The organism is Mycobacterium sp. NPDC003449 (assembly GCF_053588415.1).
Genome location: NZ_JBSFPX010000027.1, coordinates 1 through 19,061, shown reverse-complemented (window position 1 = coordinate 19,061; position 19,061 = coordinate 1). Strand labels below are relative to the sequence as shown.

Annotated in this window: 19 protein-coding genes; 11 read left to right on the top strand and 8 right to left on the bottom strand. The window is 67.8% G+C overall.

What is annotated here, in order from left to right; translation table 11 throughout:
- The first annotated feature begins 42 nt into the window (after window positions 1–42).
- The 3 genes from ACWDTP_RS10265 to ACWDTP_RS10255 all read left to right on the top strand — a co-directional run bounded on the left by ACWDTP_RS10265 (window position 43) and on the right by ACWDTP_RS10255 (window position 2,759).
- On the top strand, window positions 43–1,227 hold the full coding sequence (locus ACWDTP_RS10265) for a PucR family transcriptional regulator (protein ID WP_450019178.1): 1,185 nt from the start codon (window positions 43–45) through the stop codon (window positions 1,225–1,227).
- Window positions 1,228–1,244: 17 nt separating this feature from the next.
- Entirely contained in the window at window positions 1,245–1,877 is a 633-nt protein-coding gene (locus tag ACWDTP_RS10260) for a DUF4245 domain-containing protein (RefSeq protein WP_450019176.1), read from the top strand.
- An 81-nt stretch (window positions 1,878–1,958) separates the two neighbouring features.
- Window positions 1,959–2,759, top strand: coding sequence for a dienelactone hydrolase family protein (locus ACWDTP_RS10255; RefSeq protein ID WP_450019174.1), 801 nt, complete (start codon window positions 1,959–1,961; stop codon window positions 2,757–2,759).
- Here ACWDTP_RS10255 and ACWDTP_RS10250 read toward each other — a convergent pair.
- The 3 genes from ACWDTP_RS10250 to ACWDTP_RS10240 are packed head-to-tail and all read right to left on the bottom strand — an operon-like array spanning window position 2,737 to window position 5,897.
- On the bottom strand, window positions 2,737–3,894 hold the full coding sequence (locus ACWDTP_RS10250; protein ID WP_450019172.1) for an AI-2E family transporter: 1,158 nt from the start codon (window positions 3,892–3,894) through the stop codon (window positions 2,737–2,739). The genes ACWDTP_RS10255 and ACWDTP_RS10250 overlap by 23 nt on opposite strands.
- A gap of 51 nt (window positions 3,895–3,945) precedes the next feature.
- Window positions 3,946–4,794 (bottom strand): SDR family NAD(P)-dependent oxidoreductase, encoded by an 849-nt coding sequence (locus tag ACWDTP_RS10245; RefSeq protein ID WP_450019170.1) that lies wholly within the window; start codon window positions 4,792–4,794, stop codon window positions 3,946–3,948.
- Window positions 4,791–5,897: an NAD-dependent epimerase/dehydratase family protein gene (locus ACWDTP_RS10240; RefSeq protein WP_450019168.1), complete on the bottom strand. Its 1,107-nt coding sequence runs from the start codon at window positions 5,895–5,897 to the stop codon at window positions 4,791–4,793. Before ACWDTP_RS10240 ends, ACWDTP_RS10245 begins: the two co-directional genes overlap by 4 nt.
- Before the next feature lie 465 nt (window positions 5,898–6,362).
- Here ACWDTP_RS10240 and ACWDTP_RS10235 point away from each other — a divergent pair, with 465 nt between their 5' ends.
- Together ACWDTP_RS10235 and ACWDTP_RS10230 are read left to right on the top strand one after the other, a co-directional pair.
- Entirely contained in the window at window positions 6,363–6,572 is a 210-nt protein-coding gene (locus ACWDTP_RS10235; RefSeq protein ID WP_450019166.1) for a hypothetical protein, read from the top strand.
- A 91-nt stretch (window positions 6,573–6,663) separates the two neighbouring features.
- Window positions 6,664–6,798 (top strand): hypothetical protein, encoded by a 135-nt coding sequence (locus ACWDTP_RS10230; protein WP_450019165.1) that lies wholly within the window; start codon window positions 6,664–6,666, stop codon window positions 6,796–6,798.
- Here the strand turns inward: ACWDTP_RS10230 and ACWDTP_RS10225 are convergent.
- The 5 genes from ACWDTP_RS10225 to ACWDTP_RS10205 form a co-directional block, all read right to left on the bottom strand.
- Window positions 6,788–7,669: a formylglycine-generating enzyme family protein gene (locus tag ACWDTP_RS10225; protein ID WP_450019163.1), complete on the bottom strand. Its 882-nt coding sequence runs from the start codon at window positions 7,667–7,669 to the stop codon at window positions 6,788–6,790. The two genes, ACWDTP_RS10230 and ACWDTP_RS10225, sit on opposite strands and share 11 nt — an antisense overlap.
- A gap of 78 nt (window positions 7,670–7,747) precedes the next feature.
- Window positions 7,748–8,647: an HAD family hydrolase gene (locus ACWDTP_RS10220; RefSeq protein ID WP_450019161.1), complete on the bottom strand. Its 900-nt coding sequence runs from the start codon at window positions 8,645–8,647 to the stop codon at window positions 7,748–7,750.
- A 2-nt stretch (window positions 8,648–8,649) separates the two neighbouring features.
- Entirely contained in the window at window positions 8,650–10,203 is a 1,554-nt protein-coding gene (locus ACWDTP_RS10215) for an arylsulfatase (protein WP_450019159.1), read from the bottom strand.
- Between the two features lie 3 nt (window positions 10,204–10,206).
- Complete coding sequence (locus tag ACWDTP_RS10210) at window positions 10,207–11,757, bottom strand: arylsulfatase (protein ID WP_450019232.1); 1,551 nt, start codon at window positions 11,755–11,757, stop codon at window positions 10,207–10,209.
- A 95-nt stretch (window positions 11,758–11,852) separates the two neighbouring features.
- Window positions 11,853–12,524: a GntR family transcriptional regulator gene (locus ACWDTP_RS10205; protein WP_450019157.1), complete on the bottom strand. Its 672-nt coding sequence runs from the start codon at window positions 12,522–12,524 to the stop codon at window positions 11,853–11,855.
- A 55-nt stretch (window positions 12,525–12,579) separates the two neighbouring features.
- Between ACWDTP_RS10205 and ACWDTP_RS10200 the strand changes: the two genes are divergently transcribed.
- The 6 genes from ACWDTP_RS10200 (at window position 12,580) to ACWDTP_RS10175 (ending at window position 18,960) form a co-directional block, all read left to right on the top strand.
- A complete protein-coding gene (locus tag ACWDTP_RS10200; protein ID WP_450019155.1) occupies window positions 12,580–13,965 on the top strand; it encodes an FAD-dependent oxidoreductase in 1,386 nt (461 codons plus the stop codon).
- A complete protein-coding gene (locus ACWDTP_RS10195; RefSeq protein WP_450019153.1) occupies window positions 13,962–15,656 on the top strand; it encodes a dihydroxy-acid dehydratase domain-containing protein in 1,695 nt (564 codons plus the stop codon). The genes ACWDTP_RS10200 and ACWDTP_RS10195 overlap by 4 nt, the downstream gene beginning before the upstream one ends.
- 25 nt (window positions 15,657–15,681) lie before the next feature.
- A complete protein-coding gene (locus ACWDTP_RS10190; RefSeq protein WP_450019151.1) occupies window positions 15,682–17,040 on the top strand; it encodes an MFS transporter in 1,359 nt (452 codons plus the stop codon).
- Between the two features lie 18 nt (window positions 17,041–17,058).
- Complete coding sequence (locus ACWDTP_RS10185; RefSeq protein WP_450019149.1) at window positions 17,059–17,334, top strand: dsRBD fold-containing protein; 276 nt, start codon at window positions 17,059–17,061, stop codon at window positions 17,332–17,334.
- Window positions 17,335–17,449: 115 nt separating this feature from the next.
- The gene (locus tag ACWDTP_RS10180) at window positions 17,450–18,019 is read left to right on the top strand and encodes a TetR/AcrR family transcriptional regulator (RefSeq protein ID WP_450019147.1); all 570 of its coding nucleotides are present in this window, start codon (window positions 17,450–17,452) and stop codon (window positions 18,017–18,019) included.
- Window positions 18,020–18,126: 107 nt separating this feature from the next.
- A complete protein-coding gene (locus ACWDTP_RS10175; RefSeq protein ID WP_450019145.1) occupies window positions 18,127–18,960 on the top strand; it encodes an NAD(P)H-binding protein in 834 nt (277 codons plus the stop codon).
- Window positions 18,961–19,061: the final 101 nt, after the last annotated feature.

Here is a 19,061-nt window from a genome sequence, read left to right as displayed (position 1 = left end):
TGTCGACCCGTAAATACCCAACGTTCCTCCTATCATGTTGTGATGGTTTCACAGCCTCCGCGGTATGCGCCCGATCTGGACGTGCTCACCCAGCGGGCCGCCGAGCTGATGTGGAACGTCTATCCCGGGTACTCGCCGGACAGATTCGGGCTGGATGAGTTGATCCCGTCGGTGCGGGAGAATCTGGAACTCGCCGTGCACGTGCTGCACCGCGACCGCAAGCCCGGGTCGGCCGAACTGGCACCGGCCCGGGCCCTCGGTTCGCGCCGGGCCAGCCAGTCCGTGCCCCTGGAATCGGTCATCCAGGCCTACCGCTCGACCGAGCGGGTGATCCTGCTCGACCTGTTCTCCGACTCCCGGAAGTGGCCGGCCCGCCAGGCCAGCCATCGGGCCGATCTGATCATCAGCACCTTCGATCTGCTCACCGACGAGATGATCAACGCCTACCGGGACACCTCGTCGGCGATCGAGGGGTCGCGGCGCCGCACCGAGGCCGACCTGGTCAACGCGCTGACCAGCGGGCATCCGGTGGCGACCGCCGAATTTCAGCAGTGGACCCGGATTCTGGCGATCGATCCGGACCTCGGCTGGTTCGCCTTCGCGCTGCTCGGGGAGGCCGGGGCCGATCCCTTGGATCTGCAGCGTTTGCGGCGCAGGCTGGTGGCCCAGTTGCAGCCCCATGTCACCGCCGTGGTGCTGGGTGATGTCGGGCGGGCGACCATCGCGCTGGTATCGCCGCGCGACCCGGCCGAGCCGCCGCGCCGGATGCTGGACACGGTGCTGCCGGTGTTGGCCGACCAGGCCACGATCTTCTGCGGAATCGGCCGGACCAGCGACAGCCTGACCGCGGCGGGCGAATCCTGCCGCCAGGCGCTCGACGCCGCGGGTGCGGCGGCGGCGCGCACCGGTGCCTCGGGTGCCGTGGTGCTCGACTATCACGAGGCGCTGGTCGAAGTGCTGCTCAGCGGTCGCCCGACGGTCGCCGACACCCTGGTCGAAACCAGGCTGGGGCCACTGGCGGGGCACCCGCACCTGACCCAGACCCTGGAAGCCCTCCTCGACAACGATCTGTCCCAATCCCGGGTGGCCAGGACCACGTTCGTCCACGTCAACACGGTGAACCATCGGGTGAAGCGGATCCGCGACATCACCGGCATGGACCTCACCAAGTTCTCCGACGCCGTGGAGTTGGCGTTGGCGGTGCGCTGGCGGCGGCTCACCCGCTGACTGGGATACTGGCGTCCATGACTGAGCAGCCGCGGCCCATCCCCAGGCCGGCCAAGGCCCGGTTGTTGCAGGACGGCCGCGATATGTTCTGGTCGCTGGCTCCGCTGGTGGTGGCCTGCATCGTGCTGGCGGGCATGCTGGGGATGTGCTCGATCCAGGGCAGCGGGCCCGATTCCGGCCCCGCCCCGCAGTACGACGTCCCGGCCGCGCTGCAGGCCGACGCCGAGGTGCTGCAGATTCCGATCCGGATGCCTGCGCTGCCCGAGGGCTGGACGGCCAACTCCGGCGGCCGGGGCGGGATCGACGGCGCCGTGACGCGGCCGGACGGCACCCGCTCGCGGGCCGTGACCTCCCGGGTCGGCTACCTCACGCCGAGCGGCATGTATCTGAGCCTGACCCAGAGCGACGCCGAGGAGTCGGCGCTGGTGGCCTCGCTGAAACCGGACTCCTATCCGTCCGGGGCGCAGGATGTCGACGGGGTGACCTGGGTGGTGTACGAGAGCGCCGACCCGGAGCCGGTGTGGACGACGCGGCTGAGCGGTCCGGGTGGTCCGGTGCAGCTCGCGATCACCGGTGCCGGTGGTACGGATGAGTACCGTACGCTTGCGGGTGCGACGCAGAAGCAGTCGCCCTTACCCGCGCACCACTGACAGGGGCCGAACGTGAAGAAGATGGCGAGATTGCCCGGAAATCTCGCGATCGTCTTCACGTTGGGCGCAAAAGGATGAGTGATGACCGCACTGGAAGCTGATCTGACCGGCTGGACCGTCGCACCGTTCACCGCGGCCGACCAGACCCACGACGTGTACCGCAAGGGGCAGGGCCCCGGCGTGGTGCTGATCCCCGAGATGCCCGGCCTGCACCCCGGTGTGCTGGCCCTTGGTAATCACCTCGTCGAGAACGGGTTCACCGTCGCGGCCCCGTCGCTGTTCGGCACGCCCGGCGCGCCCGCGGTGCGGCTCGGTGCCCTCCCGGCGATTGTGAAGGGCTGTGTGACAAAGGAGTTCGCGGCTTTCGCGACCAACGCCGACCGGCCCGTCGCGCACTACCTGCGGGGGCTGGCCCGCGATCTGAACGCCAACACCCCCGGCCGGGGTGTCGGCGTGATCGGCCAGTGCTTCACCGGCGGATTCGCCCTGGCCGCCGCCGTCGACCCCAGTGTGGCGGCCCCGGTGCTCAGTCAGCCGTCGGTGCCGATTGCGCTGACGCTCAAGCAGAAACGTGACCCCGGCCTGTCGGAGGCCGAGCTCAAGGTCGTCGAGCAGCGGGCCGCCGAGGACGGCCTGTGCGCGCTGGGCCTGCGGTTCAGCCAGGACCGGATGTCGCCCGGCGAGCGGTTCGGCACGCTCAAGGCCCGCCTCGGTGATGCGTTCGAGGTGATCGAGATCGACTCGGGCAAGGGCAATGCGCACGGCCTCTCCGCGGCTGCCCATTCGGTGCTGACCGATCAGGTGCGCGAGGTCGACGGACACCCGGCCTATGAGGCCCGCAAACGGGTGGTGGAGTTCCTCACCGCGCGGCTGGCGGGGTAGCCGCCGGTTTGCCGGGGCGGCGCCACCGCCACTGCCACCGCCGCCGGCGCGGTTCATCGGGTTCGCCGGTGTCGAGTTCGACGCCCTTGTACACCGCGAGGTACACGCTGACGGTGGTGACGATGATGATCATCAGCACTGGGCCGATCACCAGGCCGAAGAAGCCGAACATCGAGATGCCGGCGAACACCGCCAGCATCATCAGGGCGGAGTCCATCCGCGCGGCCCTCGGCACCAGGATCGGCCGCAACACGTTGTCGATATTGGTGACGACCAGGATGTGGAACGCCACCACGAAGATTCCGCCGACGACGTTGCCGAAGAACATCATCCCGATGCCGAACGGAATCGAGAGGATCCCGCCGCCGAGCGGGATCACCGACAGCGCGGTCAACAGGATCGCGAAGATGAAGAACCCGTCGTGGAAGCCGCCGATGTAGATCGAGACGGCCCCCGCGATGCCTTGACACAGCGCTATCACGAACTGCCCCTTCACCGTGCCCTTGACCATGGCGCCGGTCTTGGCCAGATACAGGTCGGTGATCTCCTCGCCGAGCGGGTTGAGCCTGCGGATCAGGATGATCACCTCGTCCTTGTTGACCAGGAGCGAGATGAAGACGTAGAGGAAGATCACCGCGGCGGTCAACGCGCCGACCACCCCGCCGACCGCGCCCTGGAGGACGCCGAGCAGCCATTCGCCGACCCGCTGGGAAACCGAGACGATGGTGCCGCGCAACGACTCCGGGGTGAGATGCACATCGAGGAAGGGCACCCGCTCCGCGAGTGAGTTGATCAGATCGAGGGTGCGGTCGCCGAGGGTGCTGACATCGGTGTCGGCGACCCATGCGCTGACCGTGTTCACCATCTCGGTGATCTGCACGACGGCGAGGAAGACGATCGCCGAGACCGGGATGATCACCATCAGCAGTGCCGAGAGCACGGTCAGGGTGACCGAGATGCCGGTGCCGAAGCGGTGCCGAAATCGTTGGTACAGCGGAGAAAACAGGTAGGCGCCGACCGCGGCCATCACGATCAGGATGAAGAAGGTACGCAGGAAGTAGGCCCCGAGCAGCAGGGCCAGCACGGTGATGACGGCCAGCGCACGCTTCTGGGAGACGGTGAATTGACTGTCCATGACCTCTTCCCTCGCTGCGCTGACCTTAACCGGGCGGGCGCCGGAACGGGGTCAGGCGCGGGCCTGGCGGGCCCGCTGCGTCGCGACGAACCGCACCGACACCCGTTGCAGCAGGCCGGGCGCCAGGCGGGCGAACACCCATGAGGCGTGGGCGCGACGGGGTTTGACCAGGATCGCCTTGTTCCGCTCGATCGCGCGCAGGGTGTCGGCGGCCAGCCGGTCGGCGTCGTAGGCGGTCTTCACGCCCTGGCCCTGCAGGAAATAGTCGCGGCCGATGAACCCGCCGACCGCGCCCTTGTCCAGGATCGGGGTCTCGACCGCGGCCGGGCACACCGCGAGCACCCCGACGCCGTGTGCGGCGGCCTCCGAGCGCAGTGCCAGCGAGAGCCCGACCACGGCGTGTTTGGTCATCACATAGCTGGTGAGCTGTCCGGCTGCGGCCAGTCCGGCCATCGACGCGGTGTTGACGATATGGCCGTGGCCCTGCCGGATCATCTGCGGATAGGCCGCGGCCACCCCGTGCACCACACCGCGCACGTTGACGTCGATGATGGCGTTCCACTGGTCCAGGGTCAGCAGCTCGGTGTCCCCGCCCCACACGATGCCCGCGTTGTTGAACATCAGGTCGAGCCGGCCGGACCGCTCGACCATGCCGTCGACCGCGGCCGCCACCGCGCCCGCATCGGTCACGTCGAGGCGCTGCGACGGTGCGCCGAGCGGATCGGCGGTACGGGCGGCCGCGTCCTCGTCGATATCGGTGCACAACACCTCGGCCCCGGCGGCCACCAGGGCGCGACACAGCGCCGCGCCGATCCCGGATCCGGCGCCGGTGACGATGGTCTGCTTACCGGCGAACGAGGGTGGCTTCGTGACGTGCGGCGCGCCGCGTCGTGTGCTCATGGCCGGCTCCGATCCGGGCTCGGGTCGCCCCACTTCGCACCGATGGCGTTCCAGACGTCGGCGTAGCGCCCGGGATGGTCCTTGTAGGCCGACTTCGACCGCAGGAATCCGCGGATCAGCAGTGCGGCCAGGCCGATCGGGACACGCTTCCATCCGGTGTTGGCCCTGGTGTCGGCCAGCAGCCGGGGCCAGGAGTGCCGCTGGAACCCGAGGACCTCCTGGGCGCGGCGGGTGTCCATCCAATCGGTCGAGAACCAGGCGGCGGCGTCGTCGTCCGGGTTGCCCGGCCTGCCGAGCGGCAGCCCGCCCTTGATTCCCATCGCGGCGGCCGCCTGCGATCCGACCGCGGACTGGGTGTGCCGGTGGGTTTCGGGATCGCCGCCGATCAGCAGCACCTCGTGGTTGGCGGTCTCGGCCGGCACCGTGGTGGCCGCCGCGAAGGCCGCCGCGACGTCGCGCACATCGACGGTCTGCAGCCGCCCGTCGGCGGGCAGCACGCTCTCGAACGAGATCAGGTCGACGTCCATGTCGAGGCTGAACTCGGAGCTCATCACGCCGCCGAGGCGCAGGATCAACCAATCCAGCGTGGACGCCCGGACCAGGCCCTCGGCCTCGACCTTGTGCGCGCCGTAGATGTCGGACGGATCGGTCGGGGTGTCGGGCGTCAGCACGTCGTCGATGCGGTGCGGATTGCGGGCGCCGTAGACCGCGACGCTGGAGGCCTGGACGAACCGGGGCGGGCTGGGCCGGGCCTCGGCCGCGCGCAGCAGCGATGCGGTGGCGTCCACGTTGACCCTGCGGGCGAGCCCGCGGCGCCGATAGCAGAACGGCGGGATGATCGCGGCCAGGTGGACGATCGCGGCGGGGGAGACGTCAGCCACCAGTGCGTCGACGGCGGCCGGATCGGTCAGGTCGGCCCAGTGCACCGCGACCGAAGCGGGCAGGCCTGCCGCCGCCTTGCGGTTGGCCGGCACGTCGAGATCGGTCGCGACGACGCGGCGGCCTGCCGCGGCCAGGGTCTTGACGACCGCCGAACCGACCAACCCGAACGCGCCGGTGACCAGTACGGCGTCGGACGACTGCGGGCTTACTGGATTGCTCACCGGCCTCCTCACTAGAACGTGTTGCAACCCTAACCAACGGCGGTGTGGTGTGTGTCACTGTGGCTGCGGCCGATTTTTGTGCCGAACCGGTCAGCGTTCGCCTTCGCGCAGTCAGCAACGTTAGATCCGCAGTTCACCGGCATGATGACAGTCATGGCGAATTTCGCGACAGTTGCCTGAACGGCAATGATCGATGGCGTCGGGCAAAAGGTAAGTGTGACCGACATCGCGCCACCGACGGCACTGTGACGCATTTGCCTGATGGGGATTCATTCGTCAATTTGTATATTTGCTTGAGGCCTATGGATCGTGTGGCTGTCGGAATGAAACGAAAACGAGCCTATTGCCGACGTATGTGGTGTACTCGGTTGCACGCGTCAGCAATTGGGGAGGTGCGAAATGTCGAAAGATGTAGCCGCGGAGGTTAACGGAAGCGGACCTGAGGACGTTGCCGGGGACATTGCTGTGGACAGCCGGGTGGTGGTCTATCCGGGCAGCGATCAGGAACTCCACGGCATCGTCGTCGAAGATTTCGCCGATCTCGCGGGAACCGCGGTCGAGGTCGCCGGCGAGCGGATCGTCGGGCCGGCCCGCAGGTGGGCCGTCAACCTCGACGAAGGCGGTCTGGTGTTCGTCGACGACGACAGCATCGTCGTCGAAGCACAGCCGGCCTGATCTCACCCGCACTGCAGCGGTAGCCGGCTCAACCGGCGCACCAGCCATTCGGCCTCCACGGCTGGCCGCGTTCCCCACCGAACTCAACGGGTTGGCCGAGGACGATCCGGTCGCTGCGGCCTGGATCGTGCGGTTGGTGCTCTCGCTGCTGGTCTGGCCGGGCGCCGACGAGGAAACCGAACAGGAGATGTTGCGCCGCTTGGTGGTGCCGGGGTTCAGCGTTTGACGCAGCGAAACCCGATGTGGCTCATGCCGGTGTCGATCATCTGCGGCCGGCGGGCGGCGGGCCGGTACCGCATGCAGTAGCTGTCGGCGCACAGGAACGATCCGCCCTTGATCACCCTGCGGCCGATCTCGAACTGCGGCTGGTCCGGATCGTAGCTCTCCGCGGCGCAGCAGGGCCGGGTGTCGCGGTCGGCGCCGTACCAGTCGGTGGTCCATTCCCACACGTTGCCCGCCATGTCGAACAGCCCGTACCCGTTGGGCTCGAAACTGCCCACCGGTTTGGTGGTGCCATAGCCGGTGTCGGGGAGGTAGGGAAACTCGCCGTGCCAGTAATTGGCCAGCCGCTGCCCGGGCCGCTCCGGTTCGTCGCCCCAGGTGTAGGCCGCGCCCGAGAGCCCGCCGCGGGCCGCGGTCTCCCACTCGGCCTCGGTGGGCAGCTCCAGACCGGCCCAGCCGGCATACGCCTGCGCATCCTGGTAGGCGATGTGCACCACCGGATGATCCGCCCGGCCGGTGAGCGAGGACCTGGGCCCGCGTGGGTGATTCCAGCAGGCCCCAGGGGTCCACGCCCACCACAGGTTGATGTGGCGCAGGTCCACCGGGCCCGGCGTGCGGCGGAACACCATGGACCCCGGTACCAGGTTCTCCGGTGGAGCGCCGGGGAAGTCGTCGGGGTCGACCGGCCGCTCGGCGACGGTGAGATAGCCGGTGGCGGCCGAAAACTCGGCGAATTCGGAGTTGGTGACCTGATGGCGCTGGATCCAGAACCCGTCGGTGTCGACCCGCCGGGCCGGCGCCTCCTCGGGGTAGTGCGTGTCAGAGCCGAGGATGGTGGTCTGCGCCGGAATCCGGACCAGATCGGTGGTCGTCATGCGTCGAGCCTGCGGTGAGGGCGGGGATCACTCGCACAGGCGCGCCCCGGACGCAGAGTCGACGATGACCGGGCGCCCTCAGTCAAAGACCCCGGTCCAATCGTCACGCATGCTCGCGACCGGCCAGCCCCGGTCGGCGGCGAGCCCCAGCGCCTTCTCCGCGCCTGCGGTGTAATCGAATTCGCGCTCGGCGTCGTCGTGGCGGACCAGCAGACTCAGCGACGGGCCACCGCCCGCCGCGGTGTACTCGAGCATCTCGATATCGCCGTTGGAGTTGCCCACCGCGAAGATCGGTCTGCGCCCCACCCGCCCCCAGATGCGTACCGCCTTGACCGGGCCGTCGTTCAGGAACTCCGGTGTGGCGGTCGTTTTGAGCTGGCCGTCGGCGAAATCCAGCCCCACCGAGCTGCCGATCACCCGTTCCGGCGGGATGCCGTACATCGACGTCGTGACCGGGCGCATGAAGTCCCGGCCGCCGCCGGAGACGATGTAGTTGGTGAAGCCGTTGGTCTCCAGATAACGCAGTAGGTCCACCATCGGCCGGTAGCCGCACGCGGTGTACGGACGTCCCAATGTCGGGTGCTGCGCTTCGGCGAAGAACGCCATGATCTGGTCGGCATGCTCTTCGACCGACAATCCGGCGTACGCCGAAAGTATGCCGCCCGCCAGGACTTTGAGGGCCGAGTCGTCACCGTTGTAGTGTTTGGTGACCGCGTCGCCGAACCAGCCGAGATCGCCCGACGCGGCCGCGGTGTAGGGCTGGCGGGCGGCCAGCGCGGGGTCGGCGGCGGCCTGTTCGGCCAGCCTGCGCACCAGGAAGTCGAGCTGGATGTAGGCCGGCTTCTCGACCCACAGCGTGCCGTCGTTGTCGAACACGGCGACCCGTTCCTCGGGCGCCACCTCGGCGCGGGCCCGGTCCACGAAATCGACGATCGCCGACTTCGTGGACCCGTCGGTCCAGGAGTCGAGGTCCGGCACGGTCAGCCGCCCCGGGTGGCCAAGAACTTCTCCAGCTCTTCGACCGCATGGTTGATGGTGAAGGACGCGGGCTCCTGGCGGGGCGGGAACTCTTTGAAGGTTTCCAGGAACTGATTGACGATCGCCCCCGCGTAGAACATCAGGTACAGACGGTCGATCACCCAGTCCCAGTAGGTGTTCGACGTGACATCGGCGTGTTCGAACGGGTCGGTGCGCAGGTTGAACAGCTTGGGCGCGCGCAGTTTGGTGAACGGTTCGAACCACACCTCAAGGGTGCCCTGGCAGCGCTGCTCCATGAACACGACCTTCCAGTTGTCCGCGCGGACCCCCAGAACATCGCCGTCGTCGGAGAAGTAGATCATCCCGCGCCGAGGGGATTTGTCGACCTCGCCGGTCAGATAGGGCAGCAGGTTGTACCCGTCGATGTGAACCTTGTATTCGGTTTTCCCGTCGGCGCCCGCCTGGTAGCCCTTCTTGAGCTTCTCCACGATGTCCGGGTCACCGGCGGCCGCGACGAAGGTCGGCAGCCAGTCGTGGTGCTGGACGATCTCGTTGGACACGCTGCCGGCCTTGATCTTTCCGGGCCAGCGGATCATCTCGGGGATGCGGAAGGCACCCTCCCAGTTGGTGTTCTTCTCGCTGCGGAACGGTGTCGTGGCACCATCCGGCCAGCTGTTGGCGTGCGGGCCGTTGTCGGTGGAGTAGATGACGATGGTGTCCTCGGCGATGCCGAGTTCGTCGATCAGGTCCAGCAGTTTCCCGACGTGGCCGTCGTGGTCGATCATGGTGTCGTGGTAGGAGGACTGCCAGCGTCCGGCCTGGCCCTTGCTCTCCGGCTTGGTGTGGGTCCGGAAATGCATGTGGGTCGCGTTCATCCAGACGAAGAACGGGGTGTCCGACTCGTGCTGTCGTTGGATGAAATCCACACAGGCTGACGTGGTTTCATCGTCGACGGTTTCCATCCGCTTCTTCGTCAGCGGCCCGGTGTCCTCGATGCGCTGCTTGCCGACCGGCCCGTACCGCGGGTCGACCTCACCGGAATCCTGGTCGGTGGCCCAGGAATGGATGACACCACGGGGGAGCAGCGCCTTGCGGAGCAGGGGCGCCTCTTCCTCGGTGGGATAGTCCTCGTGCTCGGGCTCCTCCTCGGCGTTGAGGTGGTAGAGATTGCCGAAGAACTCGTCGAACCCGTGTGCCGTCGGCAGATACTTGTTCAAATCGCCCAGGTGGTTCTTGCCGAATTGTCCGGTGGCGTAACCCATGGGCTTGAGCAGCTCGGCGATCGTCGGGTCCTCTTTCTGCAACCCGACGTCGACGCCCGGCATACCCACCTTGCTCATCCCGGTGCGGTAGACGCTCTGTCCGGTGATGAACGACGCGCGCCCGGCCGTGCAGCTCTGCTCACCGTATGAGTCGGTGAAAAGCATTCCCTCGTCGGCGATCCGGTCGATGTTGGGGGTCTGGTATCCCATCATGCCTCGGCTGTAGCAACTGAGGTTCCAGATCCCGATGTCGTCACCCCAGATGACCAGGATGTTCGGCTTTCCGTTCGGCATGCTTCAGTCCTTTGCCAGGAATTCGTGGAGTTTCGCTACCGCCTGGTCGACGCTGAAGCTCGCCGGTGCGTGCCGGGGTGGGAACTCCTTGAACGTCTCCAGGAACTTGGTCGCCATCGCGGTCGCGTAGAACACGAAGAAGTCATGGCGCAGCAGCCACTCGTAATACGTGTTCGAGGTGATGTCGGCGTATTCGTACGGGTCGGTGCGCAGGTTGAACAGCTTGGGCACCCGCAGCGGTGTGAATGGTTCGGCCCAGACCCGAAGGGTGCCCTGGCAACGTTGTTCGGAGAAGACGATCTTCCAGTTCTCGAACCGCAGCGCCACCAGGTCCCCGTCGTCGGAGAAGTAGAAGAACCCGCGTCTGGGGCTGGTGTCGACCTCACCGGTCAGATACGGCAGCAGGTTGAACCCGTCGATATGGACCTTGTATTCGGTTTCGCCGTCGGCCCCTGCTGTGTGGCCATTCTTGAGCTTCTCCGCGATGTCGGGATCACCGGCAGCGGCCAACAGGGTCGGCAGCCAGTCGTGGTGCTGGATGATCTCGTTGGAGACGCTGCCGGCCTTGATCTTCCCGGGCCAGCGGATCAGCTCGGGTACCCGGAAAGCACCTTCCCAGTTGGTGTTCTTCTCGCTGCGGAACGGTGTGGTGCCGCCGTCGGGCCAGGTGTTGCGGTGCGGGCCGTTGTCGGTGGAGTAGATGACGATGGTGTCCTCGGCGATGCCGAGCTCGTCGAGCACGTTCAGCACCGTCCCGACGTTGCGATCATGGTCGATCATGGTGTCGTGGTACGGCGACTGCCACAGCCCGGCCTGTCCGCGGCTCTCCGGTTTGGTGTGGGTGTAGAGGTGCATGTGGGTGAAGTTGCACCACACGAAGAACGGATTGCCCTCCGCATGCTGACGCGTGATGTAGTCGACCGTGGCGTCGGCGATGTCCTCGTCGATGGTCTCCATCCGCTGGGTGTTGAGCGGGCCGGTGTCGGTGATGGTCTGCTTGCCCACCGGCCCGAACTTGGGGTCGTCGGGTTCCGCTGACACCTCGGTGGTGGCTTTGCATTTGAGCACACCACGTGGTTTGGCCAGCTGGTAGAGCCGCGGGTACCGGTCCTCGTGCGGGTAGTCGAAGTTCTCCGGCTCCTCCTCGGCGTTGAGGTGGTAGAGGTTGCCGTAGAACTCGTCGAAGCCGTGCACGGTCGGGAGATACTTGTTGAGATCGCCGAAATGATTTTTGCCGAACTGACCGGTCGCGTAGCCCAGCGGTTTGAGCAGCTCGGCGATGGTCGGATCCTCTGCGGCCCAGCCGATGTCGACCCCGGGGACGCCGACTTTGCTCATCCCGGTGCGGTAGACGCTCTGCCCACTGATGAATGCCGCCCGGCCGGCCGTGCAGCTTTGCTCTCCGTAGGAATCGGTGAACCGCATACCCTCATCGGCGATGCGGTCGATGTTGGGGGTCCGGTAGCCCATCAGCCCGTCGCTGTAGCAGCTCAGGTTGCTGATCCCGATGTCGTCACCCCAAATGACCAGAATGTTGGGTTTGCCGTTGGGCATGTCGAAGCCTCTCATTGGCGAAAACCTGTGGCACCTCGACCTTATGCGGTGAAGGGGGGGCACGATGGAGTTTCGGGCGGTGCGCAGCGGAAAATTTACGCCTGTGGCTGGTCGCGGCCGGGCAGGGTCGCGTAGGTGAAGTCGAACAGATAGTCGCTCAATGCGATTGACGCGGCATGGGCCGCGTCGGCCGCACCGTCGGCGATCGCGGCCAGGATGTCGTGGTGCAGCCGGGCAGCCCGGCGCAGGTCCTCGGGTGGATCGCCGAGATGCCCGAACCAGAACCGCCGGGACAGCCCCTGCAGCGGCGCCATCGCCACTTCGACGTACTCGTTGTGGGTGGCGGCCACCACGAGGGCATGCGCGCTGCGCAAGAAGATCGAGAAGTCGCCGACGGACTTGTAGCCGCCGATGATGTCGTCGGCCAGTTCGCGGGCCGTGCGCCGTTGGGCATCGGTCGCCCGGGAGGCGGCCAGCCGCACGGCGAACGGCTCGAGCGTGCGGCGCAGTTCGAGCAGCTTCAACTGCGCCTCGACGGAGGTGGCGGGCACGAGCACGCCGCGGTTGGGGTGGATCTCGACGAGCCGCTCACGGGACAGCCGCTGCAGCGCCTCCCGTACCGGGGTGCGGCCCAGGCCGGTCAGGTCCATCAGCTGTTTCTCCGACACCAGGCTGCCCGGGGCGATCTCGCCGAGCACGATCATCCGCTCGACCGCGACGAAGGCCTGCTCGCTCTTGTTCCGGGTGCTCTGGAGTGTCCCGTCCATATTCCCCCTTCCGCCCGGCTAGACAGTATCGCGACAGTGGATGTACGGTCCACATATGACCAATATATCGGTTGCATGGCGGCTGGAGACGGGTATCGACGAGCGCCGGATTCCGGTGGTGGCCGATGTCGACATCGTGGTGGTGGGGGCGGGGGCGGCCGGTGTCGCCGCCGCCACGGTCGCCGCCGAATCCGGTGCGTCGGTCCTCGTGGTGGAGAAATACGGGTTCGCCGGTGGGGCGGCCGTGGCGGGCATGTCGGGAACCATCTGCGGGATGTACCTCGCCACCGACGGTGGCGGGCGGCCCGAGCAGGTCGTGCACGGCTTCACCGAGCGGTTCGCAGGCGAGCTGAGCGTGCGCGACGGCCTGACGGCACCGCAGCCCTACGGCAAGACCTTCACCGCGGCGCACGATCCGCTGGTCTGGCGCGAGGTGGCCGACCACCTGCTCGCCGCGGCGGGCGTGCGGGTGCTGTTCCACACCGGGGTGATCGACGTGCTGATGGACGGGGACGCGTACCGGGGCCTGGTGGTCGCATCCAACGCCGGGGTGGGGCTGATCCGTGCGGCGCGGGTGATCGACGCCTCCGGTGACGGCGCGGTGGTCGCACGCGGTGGCGGTTCCTACCGGTTCGGTGCCGACGGGCGGATCCAGAACCCCACCATGTTCTTCCGCCTCGGCAATGTCGACCGGGAGGCGTTCTGGACCGCCTGGGGGCCCGACACCATTTGCCCGCCATGGGTTTCCGACGCCATCGGCGCGGCCCGCACCGGCGGTGCCGACCTGCCCAGGAACAAGATCTGGATCTTCGACACCTCCCGGCCCGGCGAGCTGCTGGTCAACGCGACCCGGCTGACCGCACCCGATGGCCGGATGCTCAACGTGATCGACCCGGCGGACTTCACCATCGCCGAGGTCGAGGGACGGCGCCAGGTCCGCGCGTACGCGCGGTTCCTCGCCGAAGCGGTGCCGGGCTGCGCCCGGTCGTTCGTCGTCGACACCGGTGTCGAGGCCGGGATCCGCCAGACCCGGACCGTCGAGGGCATCGAGACGCTGCGCGACGGCGACGTCGTCGACGGCACCAAGCGCGACGACAGCATCTGCCGCTCGCCGTGGCCGATCGAACTGCACGACGGCGAAAAGCCGAAACTGCACTGGCTTCTCGACGACTACTACGACGTGCCATACGGCACGCTGGTGCCGGTGCGCGGCGAGAACATCATCGTCGCCGGCCGCTGCCTGAGCGCCGAGCACCAGGCCCTTGCGTCGGCGCGGGTGACGGCCCAGTGCTTCGAATACGGCCACGCCGCTGCGGTGGCCACGGTGCTCTCACTGGACCGCGACACCGCCTACCGCGACCTGGCTCCCCGCGACATCCAGGCCCGGATGGCCGCGAACGGGAGCGCACTGCAGCCCCAGGAAAGGCAGGAAGTCCGGTGACCGACAACTTCGAACGCGCCACGGCGCCAGGGGAGCTGCGCAGCAACTTCACGCCGGGCAGTACCCGGTGGGCGGTGCGGCGCGCGCAGTGGAGCGCCATGGGAATCAGCTGGCCCGACCAGCAGAAGCCCAAGATCGCCATCGTCAACACCTCCTCCAGACTCTCGGTGTGTTTCGCCCATCTCGACGATGTGGCGGTGCGCGTCGCCGATGCGGTGCGCGAGGCGGGCGGCCTGCCGTTCGAGATCCGCACCACCGCGCCAAGCGATTTCGTCACAAGTGCGGGCCGCAAGGCCCGCTACCTGATGCCGACCCGCGACCTGATCGTCAACGACGTCGAGGCGGCCGTCGAAGGCGCGGTGCTCGACGGCATCGTGTTCCTGTCCTCGTGCGACAAGACCACGCCCGCGCATCTGATGGCCGCGGCCCGCCTCGACCTGCCCGCCATCGTGGTGGTCGGCGGGTACCAGCGCGGCGGCACCTGGAGCGGGTGCTCGGTGGACATCGACACCGTCTACGAGTCGGTCGGCGCCCTCGCCGACGGCAGCATGTCCGTCGACCAGCTGGGCGATCTGGCCGATCACGCGATCGAGGGACCCGGCGTGTGCGCGGGCCTGGCCACCGCCAACACCATGCACTGCCTGGCCGAGGCCCTCGGCATGACGGTCGCGGGATCGGCACCGACCCGGGCGAATTCGGAGCACATGCTGGCCAACGCGACCGCCGCCGGACACCGCATCGTGGCGATGGTGACCGAGAACCTCACCGCCCGGCAGATCATCACCGAGAAGTCGGTCGAGAACGCGATCGAGGTGGCGCTGGCGCTCGGCGGATCGGTCAACTGCATCCGTCACCTGGCCGCGGTCTGCGCCGAGGCCGATCTCGACCTCGACGTGGTGGGGCTGTTCGAGAAGCACGGCGGGGATGCGGTGCAGCTGGCCGCGATCCGGCCCAACGGAACACACCAGGTGTGGGATCTCGACGGGATCGGCGGGATCCAGACCGTGATGCGCACGCTGCTGCCCCGGCTGCACGGCGACGCGCTCACCGTCGACGGCGGCACCGTCGCCGAGCGCGCCGGCCGGGCCCGCCAGGCGGACGGCGACGTGCTGCACACGCTCGAGGATCCGGTCAACGACGAACCCGGGCTGATCATCCTGCGCGGCTCGCTGGCCCCGGACGGATCGATCGTCAAGGTGGCCGGGGTCGGCAAGACCACCCGTCGCCAATTCTCCGGACCGGCAAATGTTTTCGTCGGCGAGGACGATGCCATCGCGGCGCTGGGCGACGGCCGGATCCGGCGTGGCGACGTCATCGTGCTGCGCGGGATGGGTCCACGCGGCGGACCGGGTACCGTCTTCGCGGCCAGTTTCGTCGCCGCGCTGAACGGCGCCGGGCTGGGTGGCCACGTCGCGGTGGTGACCGACGGTGAGCTGTCCGGCCTGAACCACGGACTGGTGGTCGGCCAGGTCATGCCGGAAGCCGCCGACGGTGGACCGTTGGCAGGTCTGCAAGACGGCGACACCGTCACGATCGATCTCGATGCCCGGCGGATCGACAGCAGCCCGGCGCGCATCGGCGATCCGGTGCGGGCGGCCGGTGAACATCCCGAACGCGGCTGGCTCGGCCAGTACGCCGCACTCGTCGGCCCCGTCCAGCGCGGCGCGGTACTGCGCAGGCGACACAACTGAATTCCCCGGCAAAGGAGCCCATGTCATGAGTAGTGCCCCCAACCAGGCCCGCAAGGCGGGTATCGCGGCGCTGGTCGGCACCACGCTCGAGTGGTACGACTTCCTGATCTACGGCACGGCCGCCGCGCTGGTGCTCAACTCGCAGTTCTTCCCCGGTGCCAGCCCCACGGTCGGCACCCTGGCGGCGTTCGCGTCCTACGCGGTGGGCTTTCTGGCCCGGCCGCTCGGCGGCATCGTGCTGGGCAACATGGGGGACCGGGTCGGGCGAAAGCGCATGCTGGTCTTCACGATCGTGCTGATGGGCGTGGCCACCACGCTCATCGGTGTGCTGCCGAACTACGACGCGATCGGCGTGCTCGCGCCGGTGCTGCTGATCCTGCTGCGGCTGCTGCAGGGCTTCGGGGCGGGCGGCGAATACGCGGGCGCGGTGGTGCTCTCCGTCGAGCACGGCGACCAGAACCGACGCGGTATGGCAGGCGCCTGGGCGCCAACGGGATTCGCTATCGCGACCCTGCTGTCCACCGGGGTCTTCCAGCTCGCGACGCTGCTGCCCGACGATGCCTTCCACAGCTGGGGGTGGCGGGTGCCGTTCCTGCTCGGTGCCGTTTTGCTCGTGGTCGGCTACTTCATCCGCCGCAACATCGACGAGACCAAGGCCTATGAGAACGCGGTGGCGGCCGAAGCCCACGGCGCCGTCGAGGAGACCAAGATCCCGGTTCTGGAAGCCATCCGGCGCAATCCGCGCAACTTCCTGGTGGTGGTCGGGTCCCGGCTGGCCGAGAACGGTTTCGCCTATCTCTTCCCGGTGTTCGCGGTGGGCTTCGCGGTCAACAATCTCGGTGTGCCCAGCAGTACCACCCTGCTGGCGGTGGTGATCGCCTCCGCGGTGCAGATCGGCGCCATCCCGGTGTGGGCCCACGTCAGCGACCGGATCGGCAGGCGGCCGGTCTACGCCTGCGGCGCGCTGGTATCGGTGCTGTGGCTGGTGCCGTTCTTCCTCATGCTCGAATCACTGAGCCCGGCGCTGCTGATCGTGGGCTTCGTGGTCGGTCTCGGCATCCTCTACCCGGCGATGCTCGCGCCCCAGGCGGCCTACTACGCCGAGCTGTTTGACACCCGCACCCGGCTCTCGGGCTTCGCGTTCGCCCGCGAGATCGGCTCGGTGCTGGCCGGCGGATTCCTGCCGTTGATCGCGACGGCGCTGATCGCGGCGTTCGGGCACTGGTGGATCATCGTCGCCTATCTCGCGCTGCTGACCGCGGTCACCCTGGTCGCCCTGGCCTACGGGCCGGAGACCAACCGCAGGGATATCGAGGAGGCCGGCGTCCCGTCGGATGCCGGCGGTCCGGATGTTGTCAGCGACGAGCCGGCGGTGCACCCTTGAACATGGAGGTTGATCGCCATGTACGACAAGGATTTGTCCAACAAGTGGATGGTCGAGATCGTGTTCTCCGAGGACGACGTCCACACCCACGCCTCGGCCCGGGCGCATCTGCGCGATGACACCATGGCCACCACCGGGGACGCCTACCGCAACCCGAGAGATCCCAGCGCGCCGATGATCGGCGAGGAGATCGCGGCGGCCAGGGCGCTGATCGCCCTGGGGGCAGATCTCCTGCACGAGGCCTCGGCGCGCATCGAGCAGGGCACGCATCACCCGGTGCACCTCTACCGCTGACGCCACCCCATTTCTGCTCGTGCTTCACTGGGCAGTTATGGATCTCGGCAGCTCTGAGCCCGCCGCCGGAGCACCTCGACGACGAGCGCCGCGCCCGGAGCCCACCAGGCGGACCGTGAAGCGAGTCGAGCGGCGCGACCGCGTCTACGAGGCCGCCATCGCGCTTTTCGTCGAGCGCGGCTTCGATGCCGTCTCGATGGACGACATCGCCCAACGGTCCGGCCACTCACGCAGCACCGTCTTCAAGCACTTCCCGCGGAAGACGCTCTTCCTCGAAGAATGGATGCGTCGACGGCGCGAAGAGGCCGCGCGAGCCGCGCGGATCGACGGGCCTGCGGGACGGGCGCTTCGCGAGGTGCTCGGCTCCTACCTCGCCACCCTGGCCAAGCTGAACTCCGCCGCCCGAGCCGAAATGTGCGCCCTCGTGCCCCCCACGCTCCAGCACACGACGCTGCTCGTCGATCACCCTGTCGCACTGGATCTCACCGCTCTCACCAACGAGTCCGAAGCCGTCCTCCGGCCGTCCGTTCACCCCGATCACGTCGGCCGGCTGCTCGGCCTCGGTTACGTGTCGGCGATGGCGCGATGGGTGGCGGCCGAACCTCCTGTCATCGACCTCGGTGCCGACCTGGCCGCCCTGCTCGACCTCGTACTCGTCGGCGCACTGCCTGACGCGGCACGGTAATTCACCTGCTGTTATGCAACGAAGTCGGACTCAAGTCTTGTTTCGTTGCACGATTCGCCCTAGCCTTGTCGTCGTCGGCCGCGCGCGCGGCACCGGGAAAGGAACACGTGACCACACTGATCACCGGAGCGACGGGCGCCATCGGAGCGAGCCTGGTGCGCAGGCTGTCCGCGGCGGGCCATCCGGTCCGGGCGGGCAGCCGCAACCCCGCGCGGGCCGGGCAGCCCGATGTCGAGACCGTCACACTGGACCTGACCGCACCCGACACCTTCGATGACGCACTGAAAGACGTCGACCGGATCTTCCTCTACGCCGAGCCGGCCGCGATCGGGCAGTTCGTCGACAGTGCGGAGCGGGCAGATGTCCGGCACATCGTGCTGCTGTCCTCGGACTCGGTCGAGCTGGCGGACGCCGAAACCAACGCGCTGGCGCAGCATCACGCGACTGTCGAAAAGTCCTTGGCGGGAACCGGTTTCGGCACCACGGTGCTTCGGCCGGGTGGGTTCGCTTCGATGACGCTCGGCTGGAGCTCGTTCATCCGCTCCGGAGTTCCCGTCGAGCAGGCCTGCTGGGACGCCAGACTCGACGTGATCCACCCCGAGGATATCGTCGACGTCGCCGAACTCGCGCTCGTGACGAACCAACTCGACGGCTCGATCATCCCGTTGGGCGGACCCGAACTGCTGACCTTCCGCGAGCAACTCGGCGTGCTCGGAGACCTGCTCGGGCGGGAGCTCGAATATCGCGAGCCGAGCCGGGAGCAGGCCGCCGCACACCTGGCGAATCACGTTCCCGCGCCGGTCATCGACGCGCTACTCGATTACTGGGCGGACCTGCCGTTCGACGGCGATGCGGCGACGCGATCGGCCGAACGCATCACCGGCCGGCCCGGGCGCACGTACCGGCAGTGGGCCACAGAGCATCTGGCCGCGTTTCGCTGAGCAGGCTCCTAGTACTACAGCCGCACTTATTTCCTGGGTGATCGGCGTGTCGTTGTGTGACACTGGGATTTGCCAGGCATGTTGCTTATGTGACTTATGGG